The sequence below is a fragment of the Limimaricola sp. AA108-03 genome, from assembly GCF_050847355.1.
Classification (GTDB): domain Bacteria; phylum Pseudomonadota; class Alphaproteobacteria; order Rhodobacterales; family Rhodobacteraceae; genus Limimaricola.
On record NZ_CP193755.1, the window covers coordinates 437,298 to 454,481 of the forward strand.

Consider the following 17,184-nt stretch of genomic DNA (forward strand, 5'->3'; position numbering starts at 1 on the left):
CCATGCTTTTCGAAATCTCTCTCGTCCTTGCGCTGATCGTCCTGAACGGGGTTCTGGCGATGTCGGAACTGGCGGTCGTCTCGTCTCGGCCCGCCCGACTTCAGGCACGGGTCAGCCGGGGCGACCGCGGGGCGCAGGTCGCGCTGCGGCTGGCCGAGGCACCTGGCAGGTTTCTCTCCTCGGTCCAGATCGGCATTACTCTCGTCGGCATCCTGTCCGGCGCTCTGTCCGGAGCCACGCTGGGCTTGCGTCTTGCCAGCGTTCTACCGGAGGTCGGCGTGCCCGTGCGGTTCGCCGAAGAAGTCGGCGTGGGTGCCGTGGTGGTGGTCATCACCTATCTCTCGCTGATCGTGGGTGAGCTCGTCCCGAAACAGATCGCGTTGTCGGACCCCGAAGCCGTCGCCTCCCGTGTCGCCCCGGCCATGCGCCGTCTGGCGCAGGCCGCTTCGCCACTGGTCTGGCTGCTCGACCGGTCCGGAGCCCTCGTGCTTGCTCTGCTTGGTCAGTCGGGGCGTCGCAGCGCGAAAGTGAGCGATGAGGAGATCCGCATGCTGATCTCCGAAGCGGAGAGCGCCGGTGTCATCGAGAAGGCCGAAACCGATATGATCGCGGGGGTCATGCGCGTGGCCGACCGCACGGCGCGCGGCCTGATGACACCGCGCCATGATGTCGAGATTGCCCGGGCGGAGGAAAGCCGGGACGAGATCCTCGCACGGTTCCGAGCCTCGGGGCGCTCCCGCCTGCCGCTGCGCCATGGTAGCCCCGACGACATCATCGGCATCCTGCACAGTCGCGACCTGCTTTTGACGGCCGCCGGCACTTTCGATCCGGTTGCGATGGCCCGAGCTGTGCCGGTTGTCCACGAGTCCCTGCCAGCGACCCAAGTCATCGAACGGTTGAAGGCGGCACCCGCTCACATGCTCCTGGTCTATGACGAGTATGGACACTTCGAGGGGATCATCACCCCGATGGACATCCTCGGCGCCATTACTGGCAGTTTCGACGAAACCGAGCAGGATGAGCCCAAGGTTGTGGAGCGTCAGGATGGATCTCTACTCGTTGCCGGCTGGATGCCGGTCGACGAGTTCGCGGCCCGTATCGGGCTCGAGATCGAGGACCGACCGTCCTACGAGACCGTCAGCGGACTCGTGCTCGACCGCGCAGGGGAACTGCTCGAGGTCGGGCAGCACATCAATATTGATGACTGGCGCATCGAGGTGGTCGATCTGGATGGTCGCCGGATCGACAAGCTGCTCGTCTCGAAGCAAGCAGTTCGGCCGGTTTGACCGAGCATGCGACCATTCCCGTTGCGACAGTGTGAACTTGGCAGCTGGGGAATGTCTGGATGGACGTCAGCGAGGCTGGCCGATCCGACGAAGCTCGGATGGTGCAGGTGTCTGACAATATCAGTCCCTCGCCTCAACCCAGCGCGGACAGAACGCCGCGAATGCCGAGTATGATGATCAGAAGGCCGACGACGATCATCAGCGGGCGTCTGGGCGCGTACCGGACCGCCAAGGCTGCGAACGGAGCAGCCGGGAGCCCGCCGACCACCAGCGCCAGCGCTGCCATGCCGAATTCCGACAGCCCGAGATGCCCAGCGAAGGTGACAGTGATCGCCGACGTGACGAAGAATTCCGCCGCATTCGAAGACCCGATCATGTGCCGTGCGGAACCTCCCGAGGCGAGCAGTGTGCTCGACACCACCGGGCCCCAGCCGCCGCCCCCGACGGCGTCCACGAACCCCCCGGCGAGGCCGAGCCTCCGAACGCCCTTCGGTGGATGGATGCCCGGCACTGCGCGGAACGCCTTCCACAGAACGACGCCGCCCATGAGCACGAGATAGGCCGATACCAACGGGGCGAGCATGTCGCCGAGGCCGGTGGCCAGTAGGCTCGCCCCGGCCATGCCGCCAAGGGCGCCCGAGATCGCCAGGGGCCGAACCAGCTTCCAGTCGACGTTTCGCGCCAGATGGTGCGAGGTCGCGCTGACGCCGGTGGTGGCAGTTTCGGCCAGATGGACTGCGGCGCTTGCCGCCGCCGGCGTAAAACCAAGCGTCAGCAACAGTGATGTCGAGGTCAGCCCGTAGGCCATACCAAGAGCGCCGTCGATCATCTGGGCTACGAAACCCACAACCACGATCTGCCAGAATACGTCACCCATGGCAGACCACCCGGCGGCAGTTCTGCTCTGGGACTGGTTGAGCCCGCCGTACCTCGCGCTCGGATCGGGGTCCACGCTTAGCACAATTGAAGGCTGCAACTCTGCCGGGCTGCTTCGGCTCGTTGGAGCCCCGAAGCGCTTGTCCCTGCCGGCCTTTGGATTGGGTTGCTGGGGCCACAGGGAGGCGGTGGGAAAACCCTGCGAAGGTCGATGCAACCGTTCGCGAAACCGATGATCTCAATCTATGCTCCGCACAGACCCGGTATGCCGGGCTCCATCCTGTCCCGAATGCCTTTGCCCGATGCGAACCGGAGAAGCAGCCGGTATCGGCATTGAAGACGCGAGTTACATTCTGACCGAATTCCGCCGCCTACAAGAGACACAATCGGGATGCCCGGTTGCAGACCCCGCCAAACGACGCAGCGTTACGGTAGCGGGAAGCGGCGTAACGCCAGTGCAACCAAGGAGGGTGAGAATATTTCTTGCCGCCTCTTGTAATCGCCCCAGGAGAGGGGGATCTATCATCGTGCGGGCCGGGCCCCTCTGACGTTGGATCTTCCACGTGATGTCGGACCGCATCGGGTGTGCCCGATGGTATTGGGGTCCAAACACCCCCAACCTCGGGTGCGGTCATGCACAAGAGGTCATCGTGGAAATCCTGTTTCTTCTGTTTCTCGGCCAGCCGCTCTGGATGTGGCTGGTCTTCATGGCGCTGGTCGCCGCTCTGCTGATCTTCGATCTGGGCGTATTACACAGCGACGATCACGAGATCGGCGTCGCCGAGAGCCTGAAGCTCTCAGCCATGTACATCACGCTTGGCCTCTCCTTCGCGGGCTTCATCTGGTGGCAGATGGGTGGCGAGGCGACGGCGCAGTATCTCACCGCATTCGTCGTCGAGAAGACGCTGGCGATGGACAACATCTTCGTCATCGCGCTGATCTTCGGCTTCTTCGCGATCCCGCGGCAGTATCAGCACCGGGTGCTGTTCTGGGGTATCCTCGGCGTGATCGCATTGCGCGGGCTGATGATCGGCCTCGGCGCCACCATCGTCGCCGAATACCACTGGGTGCTCTACTTCTTCGCCGCCTTCCTGATCGTCACCGGCATCAAGATGCTGTTCGTCACGGAGGGCGATCACGACATTTCGGACAACAGGCTGCTCAAGTTCCTCAAGCGCCGCCTGCCGGTGACGGACGAACTGCACGGCCATGCCTTCACCTTGAAGCGCGCCGACCCGGCAACGGGCCGGATGAAGCGCTACGTCACGCCGCTGCTGCTGGCCCTGATGCTGATCGAGGTGGCCGATCTCGTGTTCGCGGTGGACTCGGTGCCGGCGGTGTTCACCATCACCACCGACCCCTACATCGTCTATACCTCGAACATCTTTGCGATCCTCGGGCTGCGGGCGCTCTACTTCGCGCTGGCGGCGGTGCTGCACCGCTTCGCCTACCTGAAATACGCGCTGTCGCTGCTGCTGGTGTTCATCGGCTCCAAGGTCTTCGTGGCCGAAGCATTGGGTTGGGAGAAGTTCCCGCCGGCCTGGTCGCTCGGCATCACCTTCGCGATCCTCGGTGCTGGCGTGGCCTTCTCGCTGTGGAAGACCGGGCGGGGGCAAGTGCTGGTCCATGCGGAGCAACCGGCGGCGCAGACGGTCGCGATCCCGGTGGCGCGCGAGAGCTGACCGGCCGCCGTCCACGGACCGCACGGCAGGGAGGGCCCGGCATGGTGGTGCCGGGCCCTTACGCTTCACCTGTCAGGCCAGACAGTATGGTAGGTAAGCAAGTGAGAGCCGAAGTTTGGCGCAGGGCCAATCGGCTGCCTGCCATTCTCTGGTATTCAACTCGCGCGACTGCTCGCCTCGGACTTGGTCGCGCCCTTATTGCGGCTCAGCCTATCAGTAGCAAAGCGCTTCACTACCAAGCGATTACCGGTAGTGCGTTTCTTCGGCCAAGTCAGGAACGGCCTCACCCAGCCGGGTTAAACGCGACTCGGAAATTCAGTCTGACGGCCGAGTGCTTTGCAGCGCAGAGCGGTGACAGCAACAAATGACAATCTAACCTCTGACCGAATTCTGGCAGCCGGCCTACGGCCAAAGAACGTAGAGGTAGGCCAGATAGCCGGCCAGCAGCACGGCGCCCTCCCAGCGGGCGATCCTCAGGCCGGTGACTGCGAAAATCACGAGCAGGAGGGACACCCCGACCATCAGGAGGTTGTCGAAGGTGACGATCTGCTCCGGCACCCGTGCGGGGGAGATGAGCGCAGTGCCGCCACCGATTCCCAGGATGTTGTAAATGTTCGAGCCGACGATGTTGCCGAAGGCCACGTCGCTCTGGCGCTTGAAGGCGGCCACCACCGAGGTGACCAGTTCCGGCATCGAGGTGCCGACGGCCACGATGGTCAGACCGATTACGGTCTCCGGTATGCCGAAGGACTGAGCGATCGCCACCGCGCCTTTCACGAGGAAGGCGCCCCCGACCACCACCAGCACGAGACCGCCGACCGCCAGCAGAAGGGGCGTGATCATGCCGCCCGCAGATGACGGCTTCGGATGCAGGCCCGGGTCCACTGCTTCCAGCGCCGCGGCCTTGTCGTAGATGGCTCCATGCTCCGCGGCAGAACTTTCCTGCCGGAAGGCGAGGTAGATGTAGGCGATGAGGGCTGCGATGAGAGCGACGCCGACGAGTCGCCCGAGCGGCATGGCGAACGAGAGGACGGCGAAGACCGCGGCGACCCCGAGCATGACGACGGCATCCCGGCGCAGCGCCGAGGAGGGGACCGCGATGGGCAGGATCATCGCGGAGATGCCAAGGATCAGAAGGATGTTGGCGATGTTCGAGCCGACGATGTTGCCGAATGCGATCCCCGGTGATCCCGACAGCGCCGCCTGAACAGAGGTCACGAGTTCGGGCGTGGAGGTCCCGAACCCCACGAGCGTGAGACCGATCACGAGGGGGGAGACCCCCAGCCGCTCGGCGACCTGCACCGCGCCGCGGACCAGGAGATCCCCGCCAGCGATCAGCAGGACAAGCCCTCCGATCAGCGGCAGCCACATGTCCATCATCGTCCAAACTCCGTCATCATCGTCTGTCCATCGTGTCCGGGCCCACGATGATATGTCAGATGACGCTTGTGACCCGCTGATGCTGCCGCCGGGATCACCCGGCCGGACTGTGATGGCTGCGGTAGGATGGCCTGCCATCGACCGATGCGCTCGCGTGGACGCCAAGGCCGATAAGATGTGGGCATTGGAGGCGGGCGCTGTCCGAAATGCTTGCCTCCAGTCTTTGCCGCACTCAGTTTCCGCCCATGCTTGATCGGCTGACCCTCCCCTTCGACCCCGCGCTCTTGCCGCAGTTCGACCCTTTCGCTTCGCTGCTGCTGCTCGCAACGCTCTGGATCGCGCGCAAGGCGGCCCTGCGCGCGATCCGCGCCCGGTCGGAGCTGCCGGTCCACGAGCAACGCAGGCTGATCGCGTCGAGCCGCAACCTCTTTCTCTTCCTGACTCTCGTGGGCCTGGTGCTGATCTGGGCGCCGCAGTTGCGCACCTTCGCCTTGTCCCTGACCGCGGTCGCCGTCGCGATCGTCGTGGCCACCAAGGAGCTGATCCTGTGCCTCTCCGGCGCCGTGCTGCGCGCGACGACGCGCCCCTTCTCGGTCGGGGACTGGATCGAGGTGGGCGAGATCCGGGGCGAAGTCACGGACCATACCCTGCTGGCCACGACGGTGCAGGAATTCGGCGCTGGAGCCCATGCCCACATGCCCACCGGCCGGACCATCGTGATGCCCAACAGCATGCTTCTGGTTACCCCCGTTCGAAATCAGACGGCACTGCGTGAACATGCCTATCACCACTTCGCGGTGACGCTGGAGCCGATGCCGAAGCTCGAAGGGCTACGGGAGAAGGTCGCAGGCATCGTGCAGGAGCGCTACGAGCCGTTCCGCGAGCGGGCCGCCAGGGCCAACGCCGCGATCGAACGCCGGACCCATGCCGACCTGCCGGACCCGGCGCCCACGATCCGGTTTCGAACGACGGACCTGGGAAAGCTGCGCGCCGAGATCACGCTCTTCTGCCCCCTGTCTGCCGCGGAGCAGCTGGAGAGCGAGATCACTTGGCATTTGCTGACGATACTCCATGTCCCGGCGCAAACAACCCCGCCCGAGACCGACCCGTCACCAAGCGAGACCGACTGACATGCCCACACTGTTCGTCATCCTCGATCTGGCCGCGATAGTCAGCTCGCTCGTGGCTGCGGCGCTGTGGTATCAGGCCGGAGCCCGCACGGTGCGTCGCATCTCGCGCTTCGAAGATCTCGACCATGCCGACCTCAACCGACTGGTTGTCGCGATGAACCGGAGCGCCTTGCTCAACCGTCGGGCCGCGCTGGCTTCTGCGGCCGCGGCGATCTGCATCGCCTTCCGCTTTGCCGCTTCGCTCGCGATACCATCGGCAGTGGCATAGAAAGGTGGGCGACCATTGCAGCGAATTGATTGCCCGCAATTCTCGCCGAACGCGTGCGTCCAACGCGCTGCGTTCGCGGTGCGCAGCCTCATAGAGCTGGATGGCTCTCCGATCGTCGCCCGGGGGATCGACGGCGACGACCTCGAGCTCCGTCAGCGTGAGCAAGATGCCGCAGGCGAAGCTCGACGGCATGCTCAGATCGGTACGTATTTGAACTGCGCCACCGCTCAAGCGCCCGGCATGCTACCGGTCATTGAATCGTAACGACTTTGGATCGAGATCGTCGACAATGCCGTGCATATCGTCGCCGAGATAGGCTTGAGCGAGCATTCCGAGCCAAAGCAGGACCTTGAGCCAATTGCGAAAGGCTGGCCATCGAACCAGCTGCGTTTGGCCCTCATGAGATTGCATATGATGGTATTTTCGGATCGGCGAAACGTCCCTCTCGCAGATCTGCATGAGGGGGTTAGGCTGTCGAACGGCCAGGGCAGAAACGTCGGCCCCAAAGATCATTGAGAAGTTGTTTCATTGCGAGCGCTCCGCGGTAAGATGCGGGCATCGGCGCATGAGTCGCGTGGGCGGCAAGCCCAACAACTTCGCTGCGCCATCCTTTGGAGCTTGAAATGAATCTTCTCCTCGGCGTCGGCATGTTGGCGGCGGCGGCTCTTCTCTTCGCGTGGGCCTATGGAAAAGCGCGCAAGCCAGTTCCTGCAAGATGGACCCGTAAAGACAGCGCGATGATTTCGATCACTCTTATGTTTGCGACGTTTTTCACTATCGGTATCGGGTTCTTTGCGACCGCGCTTCTAAACATCGGTCCAGAGTTCGTAGAGCTGGGCCTCATCGGCGCCGCTGCTGTAGCTTTGGGGGGCGGTGGCAGCATTTGGCTGGCACGTCGCCTGGCATTCAACCATGGCGAACTTCGTCCGCATACGAGCCCGCTTCAGGCTCCAATTGACAACACAGGACCAGCGAAGGCAGCTTGACTTGCAACTCGGCAGGCATCGCCTGATGCCTGCCGAGCCGGGGATCTGAATGGTCCCCGTGTCTTGTGGACGCCCTCCTTCTGGGTCGCCTTCCTGCGCTGATTTTGAGGCCAGGAAGCCAGGAGGGGCGGTTGACGCGATGAACCGGAGCTCATTGTTCAACCGGCGTGCCGCAATGGCGTCCGCGGCCGCGGCGAACTACACCACGTTTCGCTTTGCCGTTTCGTTCGCGCTTCAGACGGTGCTGGCGTAGGCGGATCGAAGGTTCTCCGTCGCCGCCTATTCGGTCCCCTCAGCGCGCAGAGTGGCATTCTGCGCGACCCTTTGGACTGCGGCATGCAGCTTCACCGGGCTGAACGGCTTGCCGAGCATGGCCACCGGAGCGATGGCTGCGATGTCGACCTCCGTCAGTTCGTGCAGGCTGCCGCTGACGATGATCGACGGGATGCCGAGATCGGCGCGCATAACGGCCGCGGCTTCGGCACCGCTCGTCTGTCTTGCAAGGTGCAGGTCGACAAGCGCCAGATCGGGCGCCTGCGCGCGGGCCAGTTCGATCGCCGTGGCCTTGCACGCGGCAATGCCCACCACCTCATGGCCCAGATCCATGAGCTGCATCTCGAGGTCGAGCGCGATGAAGACCTCGTCTTCGACGATCAGGATACGCATGGCGAGGTCAGACCGCGGCGGGAAACCGGACGACGGTTTGCCAGCCTTGCGGGGAGTTCGACTGCTCGACATGGCCGCCGATCTGGCGCGCGGACATCTGGATCAGCCGCTGGCCCAGGCCCGAGCCGCGCGACGCCTGGCCCTCGACCGCCTCGCACGGGCCGGTGCCGTCGTCGGCAACCGTCAGCACGAACTCGCCCGTCTCGGCATCCTTCGCGAGGCGCACGCTTACACGCCCTTTCTCCCGTCCATGGAAGGCGTGCTTCAGGGCATTGGTGATCAGCTCGTTGACGATGATCGACAGGCTGATGGCCTTGTTCGGGCACAGCCGGATCGGAACCACGTCGAGGTCGAACGCAATGCCCCGGACATCGCAGCCGGACGAGGCGGCGACGTGGTCGCAGAGATCGTGCAGCTGCTGGTCGACGGCCACGCTGGTCACATCGCCGTCCTGGTAGAGGCTGGCATGGATGGTGGCGATCGCGTTGACCCGGGTGCTGGCTGAGAGCAGCTTCTCACGGGTCTCGGGCGAGGCCCGGCCGCTTTCGAGGCTGAGCAGGCTAGCGACCATCTGGAGCGAGTTCTTGACCCGGTGATTGACCTCGTCGAGCAGCATCTTCTGGTTGGCGAGCGCCGCCTCCAACCGCTCCTCGTTCTGCCGGAACTCGGTGATGTCGATCACCATGCCCACGAGGTGCGGCTCGCCGTTGACCGGTCCGGGCAGGATCTCGCCGCGCGCCGAGATCCAGCGGATGCTGCCGTTGGGCAGCAGCAGCCTGTGCTCGAGCACCGTCGGCCCGGGTCCCCGCTCGGCGGCCGAGAAGACCTCCATGCGCACGCGCTCGCGATCCTCGGGATGGACGCGCTCGAAGAACGGCTCGATGTCCTCGCCGGCCTCGCCCAGCGCGAACCCGTGCATCGTATCGACGCCGGCGGAGCGGATCAGCTTGCCCGTGACGAGGTTGAGATCCCAGAAGGAGAGGGCCGCCCCGTCGGCCGCGGTGCGCTCCCGGGCTTCGAGCAGAAGCTGCTTCGTCACCTCCGCCGTCACGTCCTCGACCAGCTGAAGAATGCAGGTGACCTCGCCGTTCTCGATCACCGGGGAATGCGACAGCCGCCAGTAGCGGGTCTCGAAGCTGCCATCGGGCATGACGATGTCATGCCGACCCGGCTCCAACGCATCGGTCTGCCGCGAGGCCGCCGCGCGCGCAACCGAGGCGCGGATCGTCGCCTCGAGGTTCGGCGTGTCGGGACGCGGCGGGAACTCGTCGAACAGCGGGCGGTCGAGCAGCGTGGCCCTTCGGCGCGCCACGGCGGCCTCGAAGGGCGCGTTGACGTCGATGATCAGAAGATCGGTCGACATGATGATCGCGGGCACCGGGATCGCGTGCAGGATGGCCCTGCCGGACAGGATGGGAGCGTCGAGCATGGTGATCCTTCAAGGCGCAGAGCTGCCTCGAACCCGGCAGCAACGCCCTACATAGCGTGGCGCTCCCGAAGCGGTAGCACCGGCGTGCAACAGTTCTGTCATATTCACGAAGCCGCCATTCGCTGCGAACCAGCCGAATGGCGGCAATGGGCCGGCAGCACCCTTGGGCTGTGAGGGCGAATACCGCCTATCGCTGAGGCCATGTCGAATGGCTGCTCAAAGATGAGCAGCTTGTCGGTCCATGATTCTGACGGTCGTTTATGGCCATCAATCGTTCCTCGATCTGCGCTCCAGCTGACACCGGCAGAGCCAGGGACGTCACTCGACTTCTCGGAACCGACAGGCTCTCGGACTGTTCGCCCCCGTAAGCGTCGACAGGCATGTCGCCTTGATCCGAAGTCGGGCGCTCAAAGCGTCCCTACATGAGGAGGCCATTCATATGGCAAAGTTCAAGCTCACCGATACCGCAGACAACGTCGAAGGCACCACTGACGACGATCGGATCGTCGGCAAGGCGGGAACCCTGCAATCCGAGGATAGGATCGACGGTGGAAGCGGTTTCGATACGCTTGTAGCAAACGCCGAGCAGAACGGAGCTCAGGCGCCGGTCATCAGCAACGTCGAGGACCTGTTCATCGATACTGGCGGCTTGGCCTTCGACATCTCCAACGTGAGTGGAGCCGAGAGGATCATAAGCGACAAAGCTTCGATCATCATTGAACCCGTTGATACCGACGACCTTGGCATTCGCTTCGGCGGGGACGACGTGGGCAGCGGGACGGTCAAGATCCAGTTCGCGGATGGCGCCCTCGCAGCAGCCGACGATACCTTGAAGCTCGAGGCGATCGCCAGCAACGTCACTTTCACTTCCGACAGCACCTTCGACGGCACGGAGGACGGGATCGACAACCCGACCGAGGACCGGCTGAAGGTCGAGAACATCGATCTCGTCCTGAGCGGCAAGGAGAACCAGGTCGACATTTCCGACTTTACCGAGATCGAGTCGCTGACCTTGTCAGGCGACGCGACCTCCAAGGTCGTCGTTTCCAGCCCGAAGTTGGAAGAGATCGATGCGAGCGCCACGACCGGTGGGATCACGCTGACATCCGACATCGAGGGCAACCAAATCGTTGAAGGCGGGTCCGGTGACGACGATCTCAAGACCGGTTCGGGCAATGACGATATTGACAGTGGTGACGGCGACGACGTGATCACCGCGGGCGGCGGGAACAACATTATCCGCACGGGTGACGGCAAGGATGAAGTCTCTGCCGAACAGGGGGATGATGACATCTACCTCGGCAGGGGTGATGACTTCGTCAACTCCGGAAGTGGAGCGGACACGATCCGGGGTGGAGCCGGCAATGATGAGATCATCGCCGGCGACGGTGCCGATACGATCTACGGTGGCAACAACGAGGACATCATCAGAGGTCAGGGCGGCGCCGACATCATTTATGACGGTCGCAACGAAGATACCGTCTATGGCGGAGGAGATAACGACACCTTCTTTGCCGGGCAGGGTGACGATACCTTCACTGGCGGCGGCGGGGTCGATACCTTCGACTTCACAGAAGAAAAGTTCGGCAATGACGAAGTCACCGACTTCACCCTGACGACAAATGCTTCCACCAATGACATCGTCATGTTCGAGGCCGACGGCGCGGAGTATACGCTGCAATCGAAGGACGATTTCGAAGCGTTCGTAGATGGCAATCCGGACATTACGGATTTCTCCACTAATCAGGATTTCGTCTCAATCACCGCCGACATGGGGCAGATCCTGCTCCAAGTCAGCGATGCCGATTTCCTGGGATAAGATTGACCAACGCCTGACCAAGCTACAGCGCAAATATGTAGCTCTATATACACACATCCTATTCGGAGCCGCTACAGGATGGGCGGCTCCTTCTGGGTGTATTGTCGCCAGCGGAAGCAGACGTCTGGTAAACTGACACCGAATGACCGGTTGGGGCCGAACACTGTCATTGTAACATGGCATCATCGCTTCACACCGCGCTGGAGAGGGTAGGGCCTGCTTCTGTCCAATATTTTATGAGTATTACTAAGGAGTAAGAACGGTCCCAGATACTGGGATCTGGATCGAAATACTTGCGCCAACCTTTGCGGCTTCAATTACAAGGCGTCCGCCGTAGCGTTTTGCGATGGCCTCGGTGATCGATAGACCGAGGCCACTGCCGCTCGACGGACCGATCTGGCCGAAGCGCTTCAATGCCTTGTCGGCATTATCGGGCGACAGCCCGAGGCCATCATCAACGACCCGGACGAGCGCCATGTTTCCTTTGCGCGTCAACTCTACCCGGACCGATTTCAAACTCGGTCCGCCATGGCGCCGCGCATTGTCTATCAGGTTCTTTACCGCCTCACCGGCATGCACCGGGTCCATGCGGACTGGAAGCGCGCGCGCGTCTACGGACAGCTCGAAATCCAGCCCTGCTTCCAATGCGGCTGCGCCTTCCACTGCGCAGACCTCTTCGATTGCGGGAACGAGGTCGATCTCTGGGATCTCGGTCTCGGGTGTAGCGTAGCGCAGCCTTTCGAGCGACAGCAGCTGTTCGGTCAGCCGAACCGAGCGGCGGGCGGCCTCGACGAGCGCATCGAGCCTTCGCTCGCGTTCGTCGGGGTCACAGGCGTCCCGTGCGGTCTGGGCCAGCGACAGGGTGGCCGTAGCCGGGTTGCGCAGCTGGTGGGCCGCATCCGAGATGAATGCCTGATGTGCCGCGATGCTGTCGCGCATCTGGCCGATAAGCCGATTCAGGGTGGCGACGATCCCGGCGACTTCGGGCGGGACCGGACGACGGATCGGGGTCAGGTCGTCGGGCGAGCGCAGCGCAATCGCGGCTTCCAAGTCGGTCAGCGGGCGGAGACCGCGTGCCACGCCGAACCACATCAGAACGGCAAGCACCGCGAGCAGGGCACCCATCGTTCTGAGCGAACGCAACGCCTGGGCGCGCGCAAAAGCGTGGCGATCGGCCGTGCGCTGCCAGACCGTCACCCGGGAGTCGCCGGTCAAGTTGCCAAGCGTGCTGCGCTCGACCAGCTGCAAGATGCGCACCTCCTCGCCACGATAGAGGGCTTTGCCGAGGGTGATCGGCCCCTCGCGCACTTCTGCTGGTCGCGGCGGGTAGGCGTATCCGGTGACATAGACGCCATCGGGGCCGGTGACGTGGTAGAATACCTCGCCGCCAGAGGCGTCATTCAGAAGGTCGCGGGTGGCCGGGGTAAGGGCATCGCCGCCAGAAACCGTGACATCGCGCGAGATCGCCAGCGCCGTGGCCAGCAGCGACCGATCGAAGACTTCCTCGGCGGTGGACTGTGCCACGGTGTACCGCCACGCCCCGAGCGCCACCGCGACCAGCATTAGTGGTACCAGGGTCAGGGAGAGTAGCCTGACGCGCAGCGAGATTGGCCGCCTCATGCGCGGTCGAGCATGTAGCCCAAGCCCCGCGCGGTCTTGATCGTCACGCCATGCGGCGCGAGGCGGCGGCGCAGGCGCGAGACATGCGGCTCGATCGCGGTGTCATCCACGTCAGCGCCGACGCCGTAGACATGGTCGGTGAGGCGCGACTTCGACACCAGCCGGCCGCGCCCCTCGAGCAGGCATTCGAACAGCGCCAGTTCGCGGCGGGGCAGGTCGAGTGGGCCCTCAACGGTGCCGAGCGTCCGCGCCTGCCGATCGAACCGTAGCGGTCCGATCGTCTCCACCACGCCGTAGTCGAGGTCGCGGCGCCGCGACAGCGCCCGGATGCGCGCCTCAAGCTCGTCCATCTCGAAAGGCTTCACGAGGTAGTCGTCGGCCCCGGCATCGAGGCCGCGTACCCGGTCGGCAGTCTCGCCGCGCGCCGTCAGCATCAGGACCGGCGTGCGATCATCTCGCGCCCGCATGGCTCGCAGCACCTCGATCCCGTCGAGCCCAGGCAGGTTGATGTCGAGCACCACCAAATCGGCGCCCTCGGCCGCCAGATGCGCGTCTGCTTCGCGGCCGTCGCCCAGAAGGTCGGTCGAATGGCCGCGATCGCGCAGGCGGTAGGCGATGGCGCTCGCCAGCCCTTCGTTATCCTCGACGATGACAATTCTCATTTCTTTGCAAGCTTCGTGCAAGGTTGGTGCGCCATGATGCTTTGGTTCGGGGGCGAGGTGAAGCCCCCGCAGGCGCCGGTGGCGGGGAGGAGCCCGACCATCGGCATCCGAAACGTTGGGAGGACGACATGACGAAATTCACGCGCGCCGCGCTTGCGGCGCTGATCGCCGCCACCCCCTTCGCCGCGACCGCCGAGGTCGATCTTTCGGGCGAGACCGTGGAGTGGGTGATCCCCTTCTCGGAAACCGGTGGCTCGGCCAAATGGGCCAACTTTTTCGCGCCGCTGCTGTCCGAGGCGCTGCCGGGCCAGCCCACCGTGGTGGTCAAGTTCATGCCCGGTGCCGGTTCGACCAAGGGTGCCAACTGGTTCCAGAAGCAGGAAGAGGGCGACGGCACGCTCATCTTCGGCTCCTCGGGCTCGACCCAGTTCCCCTATCTTCTGAACGACCCGCGCGTGCGCTACGAGTACAACGACTGGGTTCCGGTGATGGCGTCGGGCACCGGCGGCGTCGCCTATCTGGAGCCCGAGGCGGGCGCCAAGTTCGACGGATCGGCCAACGCGCTCAAGGACATGGATTTTATCTATGGCAGCCAAGGCGCGACCCGGCTCGATCTCGTGCCGCTGCTGGCTTGGGAAATGCTCGGCATGAATGTGGAGCCGGTCTTCGGCATCAAGGGCCGCGGTGACGGCCGACTGATGTTCGAGCGCGGCGAGGCCAATATCGACTACCAGACCACCTCCGGCTATCTCGGTGGCTCGGCCGATCTGGTTGAGCAGGGAATGGCCGTGCCGATGATGACCTGGGGCGCGCTCGATGAGGACGGCAATATCGTCCGCGACCCGACCTTCCCCGACATCCCGACCTTCAAGGAAGTCTGCGAGGCCACCGACGGCTGCGAGACCTCCGGCGAGGCATGGGACGCCTGGAAGGCGTTCTTCGTCGCGGGCTTCCCGGTGCAGAAACTGGCCTTCTTGCCGAAGGGCACCGATCAGGAGGTGATCGACACATATGTCGCGGCCTTCGAGGCGGTCCGCAACCGTGAAGATTTCGAGCAGATCTCCACGCAGGCCGTGGGTGAATATCCGGTCTTCGTCGGCGAAGGCGCCCAGCGCGCGCTTCAGCAGGCGACCTCGGTGCCGCAGGAAGCCAAGGACTACGTCAAGACCTGGTTGCGCGACTCCTACGGGGTCGAGCTCGAGGGCTGAGGCCCTCGCCGGCGCCCCGTCCTCCCTCCCCCTTCGGGGGCGGGGCGCTTCCAAATTCCATTCCTGACATGTGAAGGCGACCCTCATGGAGATGATCGCAACGGCCCTGCCTGCGCTCAGTCAGGCCTGGGCCCTGATATTGCAACCGATGGTCCTCGCCTATCTGGTGCTCGGCGTGGTGATGGGACTTGCGGTCGGGGTCTTCCCCGGACTTGGCGGCATCGCCGGGCTGTCGCTGCTGCTGCCATTCATGTTCGGCATGGACCCGGTGATGGGTCTCGCGCTGATGATCGGCATGGTTGCGGTGGTACCCACCTCGGACACTTTCGCCTCCGTGCTGATGGGCATCCCCGGTTCCTCGGCGAGTCAGGCCACGGTGCTCGACGGCTTTCCGATGGCCAAGCGGGGGCAGGCGGCGCGGGCGCTCTCGGCGGCATTCACATCCTCGCTGTTCGGCGGGCTGGTGGGCGCGGCCTTCCTGACCATGTTCATCCTCGTAGCCCGGCCGATCGTGCTGGCCTTCGGCCTGCCCGAGATGCTGATGATCACGGTCTTCGGCCTGTCGATGGTGGCGATCCTCGCGGGCCGCGTCGCGCTCAAGGGCGTGGCGGCGGCGGGGCTCGGTCTTCTGGTCGGCACGATCGGCGAGGCCGACGCAGGCGGCTCATTGCGCATGTCGACCTATGACATCCCCTACCTGATCGACGGGCTGCAACTGGTGATCGTGGGCCTGGGCATCTTTGCGGTGCCCGAAATCGTCTCGCTGCTGCGGCAGGACCGTGCGATTTCCGAGGATGCGCGGCTCGGCGCGGGCTGGGCCGACGGGGTGCGCGACTGGTTCGCCAACAAGTGGCTCTCGGTCCGCTGCTCGATCATCGGCGTGGTGGTCGGTGTCATCCCGGGCCTCGGCGGCTCGGTAGTGGACTGGATCGCCTATGGTCATACCGTGCAAAGCACGCGCGACACCTCCGAGTTCGGGCTAGGCAACGTTCGTGGCGTGATCGGGCCAGAAAGTTCGAACAACGCCAAGGAAGGCGGCGGCCTGGTGCCGACCCTGCTGTTCGGCATTCCCGGTTCGGGTTCGATGGCGATCTTCATCGGCGCGATCGCGCTTCTCGGGACGGGCGATATCGAGGTCGGCCCCGCCATGCTGCGCGACAATCTCGACATCACCTACTCCATCGTCTGGCTGCTGGCGCTGGCCAATGTGGTCGGCACGCTGCTGTGCATCGCGGCCTCGGGCGGGATCGCCCGGCTCACGACGATCCGCTTCACCTATCTCGCGCCCTTCCTGTTCATGCTGATTGCCTTTGCGGCGTTCCAGTCGGGCCAGAACTTCGAGGACCTGCTGGCGCTCTTCGCGATCGGCCTGATCGGTGTGTTCCTGCGCCGTTTCGACTGGTCGCGCCCGGCCTTCCTGATCGGTTTCGTGCTGTCGAATCCGGTCGAGAAGTTCTCGAACCAGGCGGTGCAGATCGCCTCCTTCCGCTTCCGCAAGAGCTTCGAGGAGGGGATGGAATACGTCTTCTCGCCGATCGTGATCGTGCTGATCGTGATCACCGTGCTGTCGGTCGTGTTCGGATTGCGGCAGGCCAAGGCTATCGCCGCCGAGGGCGATGTGCCCACCGGCTCCAAGCGCGCGCCGCTGGTGTTCCTGATGGTGGTGATGGGCTATGTCATCGCCGCGCTGATCAATGCCAATGCCATCCCTGACTACAACATGACCGACAAGATCGTGCCACTGGTGGTGGGCGGCGTGACCTTGGCGGCCTGCCTCGTGCTGCTGGTACAGATGATGCGCCGGCCCGAGAGCGACGCAGTCTTCGCCGACAAGGAGATGGCAGGCGAGGATGCCGACGCGCCGCACGGGCTCTGGGGCACGCTGGCATGGTTCGCGGGGCTCATCGCCGCGACCTGGGTGGTGGGCTTCATTCTTGCGCTGGCAGGCTTCCTCGTGGCCTTCTTCCGCATTCGCGCGGGCTGCGGCTGGGGCAAGACGCTTCTGCTGTCTGCCGCGGGCATTGCGTTCATGTGCCTGATGGCAAGCGCGCTCAACCGCGACTTTCCGCCGGGGCTCTTGCAGGACGCGATCGATCTGCCTTGGCCGCTGCGCTGAGATCCCGGCCAGGCTCCGAACAGGGGCCGGGCCCTTCCAATTTACTTTGGACACGA

14 protein-coding genes are annotated in these 17,184 nt (G+C 64.1%); 8 read left to right on the forward strand and 6 right to left on the reverse strand.

Going from position 1 to position 17,184, the window contains the following annotated elements:
• The first annotated feature begins 2 nt into the window (after positions 1-2).
• A complete protein-coding gene (locus ACRAQ3_RS02260; protein WP_432255512.1) occupies positions 3-1,286 on the forward strand; it encodes a hemolysin family protein in 1,284 nt (427 codons plus the stop codon).
• A 133-nt stretch (positions 1,287-1,419) separates the two neighbouring features.
• Here the strand turns inward: ACRAQ3_RS02260 and ACRAQ3_RS02265 are convergent, their stop codons facing one another.
• Positions 1,420-2,163 carry a sulfite exporter TauE/SafE family protein gene (locus ACRAQ3_RS02265; RefSeq protein ID WP_432255513.1) on the reverse strand — a complete coding sequence of 248 codons (744 nt, stop codon included), beginning with the start codon at positions 2,161-2,163 and terminating at the stop codon, positions 1,420-1,422.
• Positions 2,164-2,812: 649 nt separating this feature from the next.
• Between ACRAQ3_RS02265 and ACRAQ3_RS02270 the strand changes: the two genes are divergently transcribed.
• The gene (locus ACRAQ3_RS02270; RefSeq protein WP_432255514.1) at positions 2,813-3,844 is read left to right on the forward strand and encodes a TerC family protein; all 1,032 of its coding nucleotides are present in this window, start codon (positions 2,813-2,815) and stop codon (positions 3,842-3,844) included.
• 402 nt (positions 3,845-4,246) lie between these two features.
• Here ACRAQ3_RS02270 and ACRAQ3_RS02275 read toward each other — a convergent pair whose 3' ends face one another.
• Complete coding sequence (locus tag ACRAQ3_RS02275; RefSeq protein WP_432255515.1) at positions 4,247-5,224, reverse strand: calcium/sodium antiporter; 978 nt, start codon at positions 5,222-5,224, stop codon at positions 4,247-4,249.
• Between the two features lie 245 nt (positions 5,225-5,469).
• On the opposite strand from ACRAQ3_RS02275, the gene ACRAQ3_RS02280 reads away from it, so the two are divergent.
• The 3 genes from ACRAQ3_RS02280 to ACRAQ3_RS02290 all read left to right on the forward strand — a co-directional run bounded on the left by ACRAQ3_RS02280 (position 5,470) and on the right by ACRAQ3_RS02290 (position 7,608).
• A complete protein-coding gene (locus tag ACRAQ3_RS02280; RefSeq protein WP_432255516.1) occupies positions 5,470-6,354 on the forward strand; it encodes a mechanosensitive ion channel family protein in 885 nt (294 codons plus the stop codon).
• 1 nt (position 6,355) lies between these two features.
• Positions 6,356-6,622, forward strand: coding sequence for a hypothetical protein (locus ACRAQ3_RS02285; protein ID WP_432255517.1), 267 nt, complete (start codon positions 6,356-6,358; stop codon positions 6,620-6,622).
• A 623-nt stretch (positions 6,623-7,245) separates the two neighbouring features.
• Positions 7,246-7,608, forward strand: coding sequence for a hypothetical protein (locus ACRAQ3_RS02290; RefSeq protein WP_432255518.1), 363 nt, complete (start codon positions 7,246-7,248; stop codon positions 7,606-7,608).
• Positions 7,609-7,887: 279 nt separating this feature from the next.
• On the opposite strand, the gene ACRAQ3_RS02295 is transcribed toward ACRAQ3_RS02290, so the two are convergent.
• Positions 7,888-8,274 carry a response regulator gene (locus ACRAQ3_RS02295; protein ID WP_432255519.1) on the reverse strand — a complete coding sequence of 129 codons (387 nt, stop codon included), beginning with the start codon at positions 8,272-8,274 and terminating at the stop codon, positions 7,888-7,890.
• Between the two features lie 7 nt (positions 8,275-8,281).
• Positions 8,282-9,703 (reverse strand): sensor histidine kinase, encoded by a 1,422-nt coding sequence (locus ACRAQ3_RS02300; protein WP_432255520.1) that lies wholly within the window; start codon positions 9,701-9,703, stop codon positions 8,282-8,284.
• A gap of 439 nt (positions 9,704-10,142) precedes the next feature.
• Between ACRAQ3_RS02300 and ACRAQ3_RS02305 the strand changes: the two genes are divergently transcribed.
• Positions 10,143-11,522 carry a calcium-binding protein gene (locus ACRAQ3_RS02305; protein ID WP_432255521.1) on the forward strand — a complete coding sequence of 460 codons (1,380 nt, stop codon included), beginning with the start codon at positions 10,143-10,145 and terminating at the stop codon, positions 11,520-11,522.
• A gap of 246 nt (positions 11,523-11,768) precedes the next feature.
• Here the strand turns inward: ACRAQ3_RS02305 and ACRAQ3_RS02310 are convergent, their stop codons facing one another.
• The gene (locus ACRAQ3_RS02310; RefSeq protein ID WP_432255522.1) at positions 11,769-13,085 is read right to left on the reverse strand and encodes a sensor histidine kinase; all 1,317 of its coding nucleotides are present in this window, start codon (positions 13,083-13,085) and stop codon (positions 11,769-11,771) included.
• Positions 13,086-13,138: 53 nt separating this feature from the next.
• Positions 13,139-13,804, reverse strand: a complete 666-nt coding sequence (locus tag ACRAQ3_RS02315) for a response regulator transcription factor (RefSeq protein ID WP_269398268.1) — start codon at positions 13,802-13,804, stop codon at positions 13,139-13,141.
• A gap of 128 nt (positions 13,805-13,932) precedes the next feature.
• Here ACRAQ3_RS02315 and ACRAQ3_RS02320 point away from each other — a divergent pair, with 128 nt between their 5' ends.
• Both ACRAQ3_RS02320 and ACRAQ3_RS02325 read left to right on the forward strand, forming a co-directional pair.
• Entirely contained in the window at positions 13,933-15,012 is a 1,080-nt protein-coding gene (locus ACRAQ3_RS02320) for a tricarboxylate transporter (protein WP_432255523.1), read from the forward strand.
• A gap of 85 nt (positions 15,013-15,097) precedes the next feature.
• Positions 15,098-17,128 (forward strand): tripartite tricarboxylate transporter permease, encoded by a 2,031-nt coding sequence (locus ACRAQ3_RS02325; protein WP_432255524.1) that lies wholly within the window; start codon positions 15,098-15,100, stop codon positions 17,126-17,128.
• The last annotated feature ends 56 nt before the right edge of the window (positions 17,129-17,184 follow it).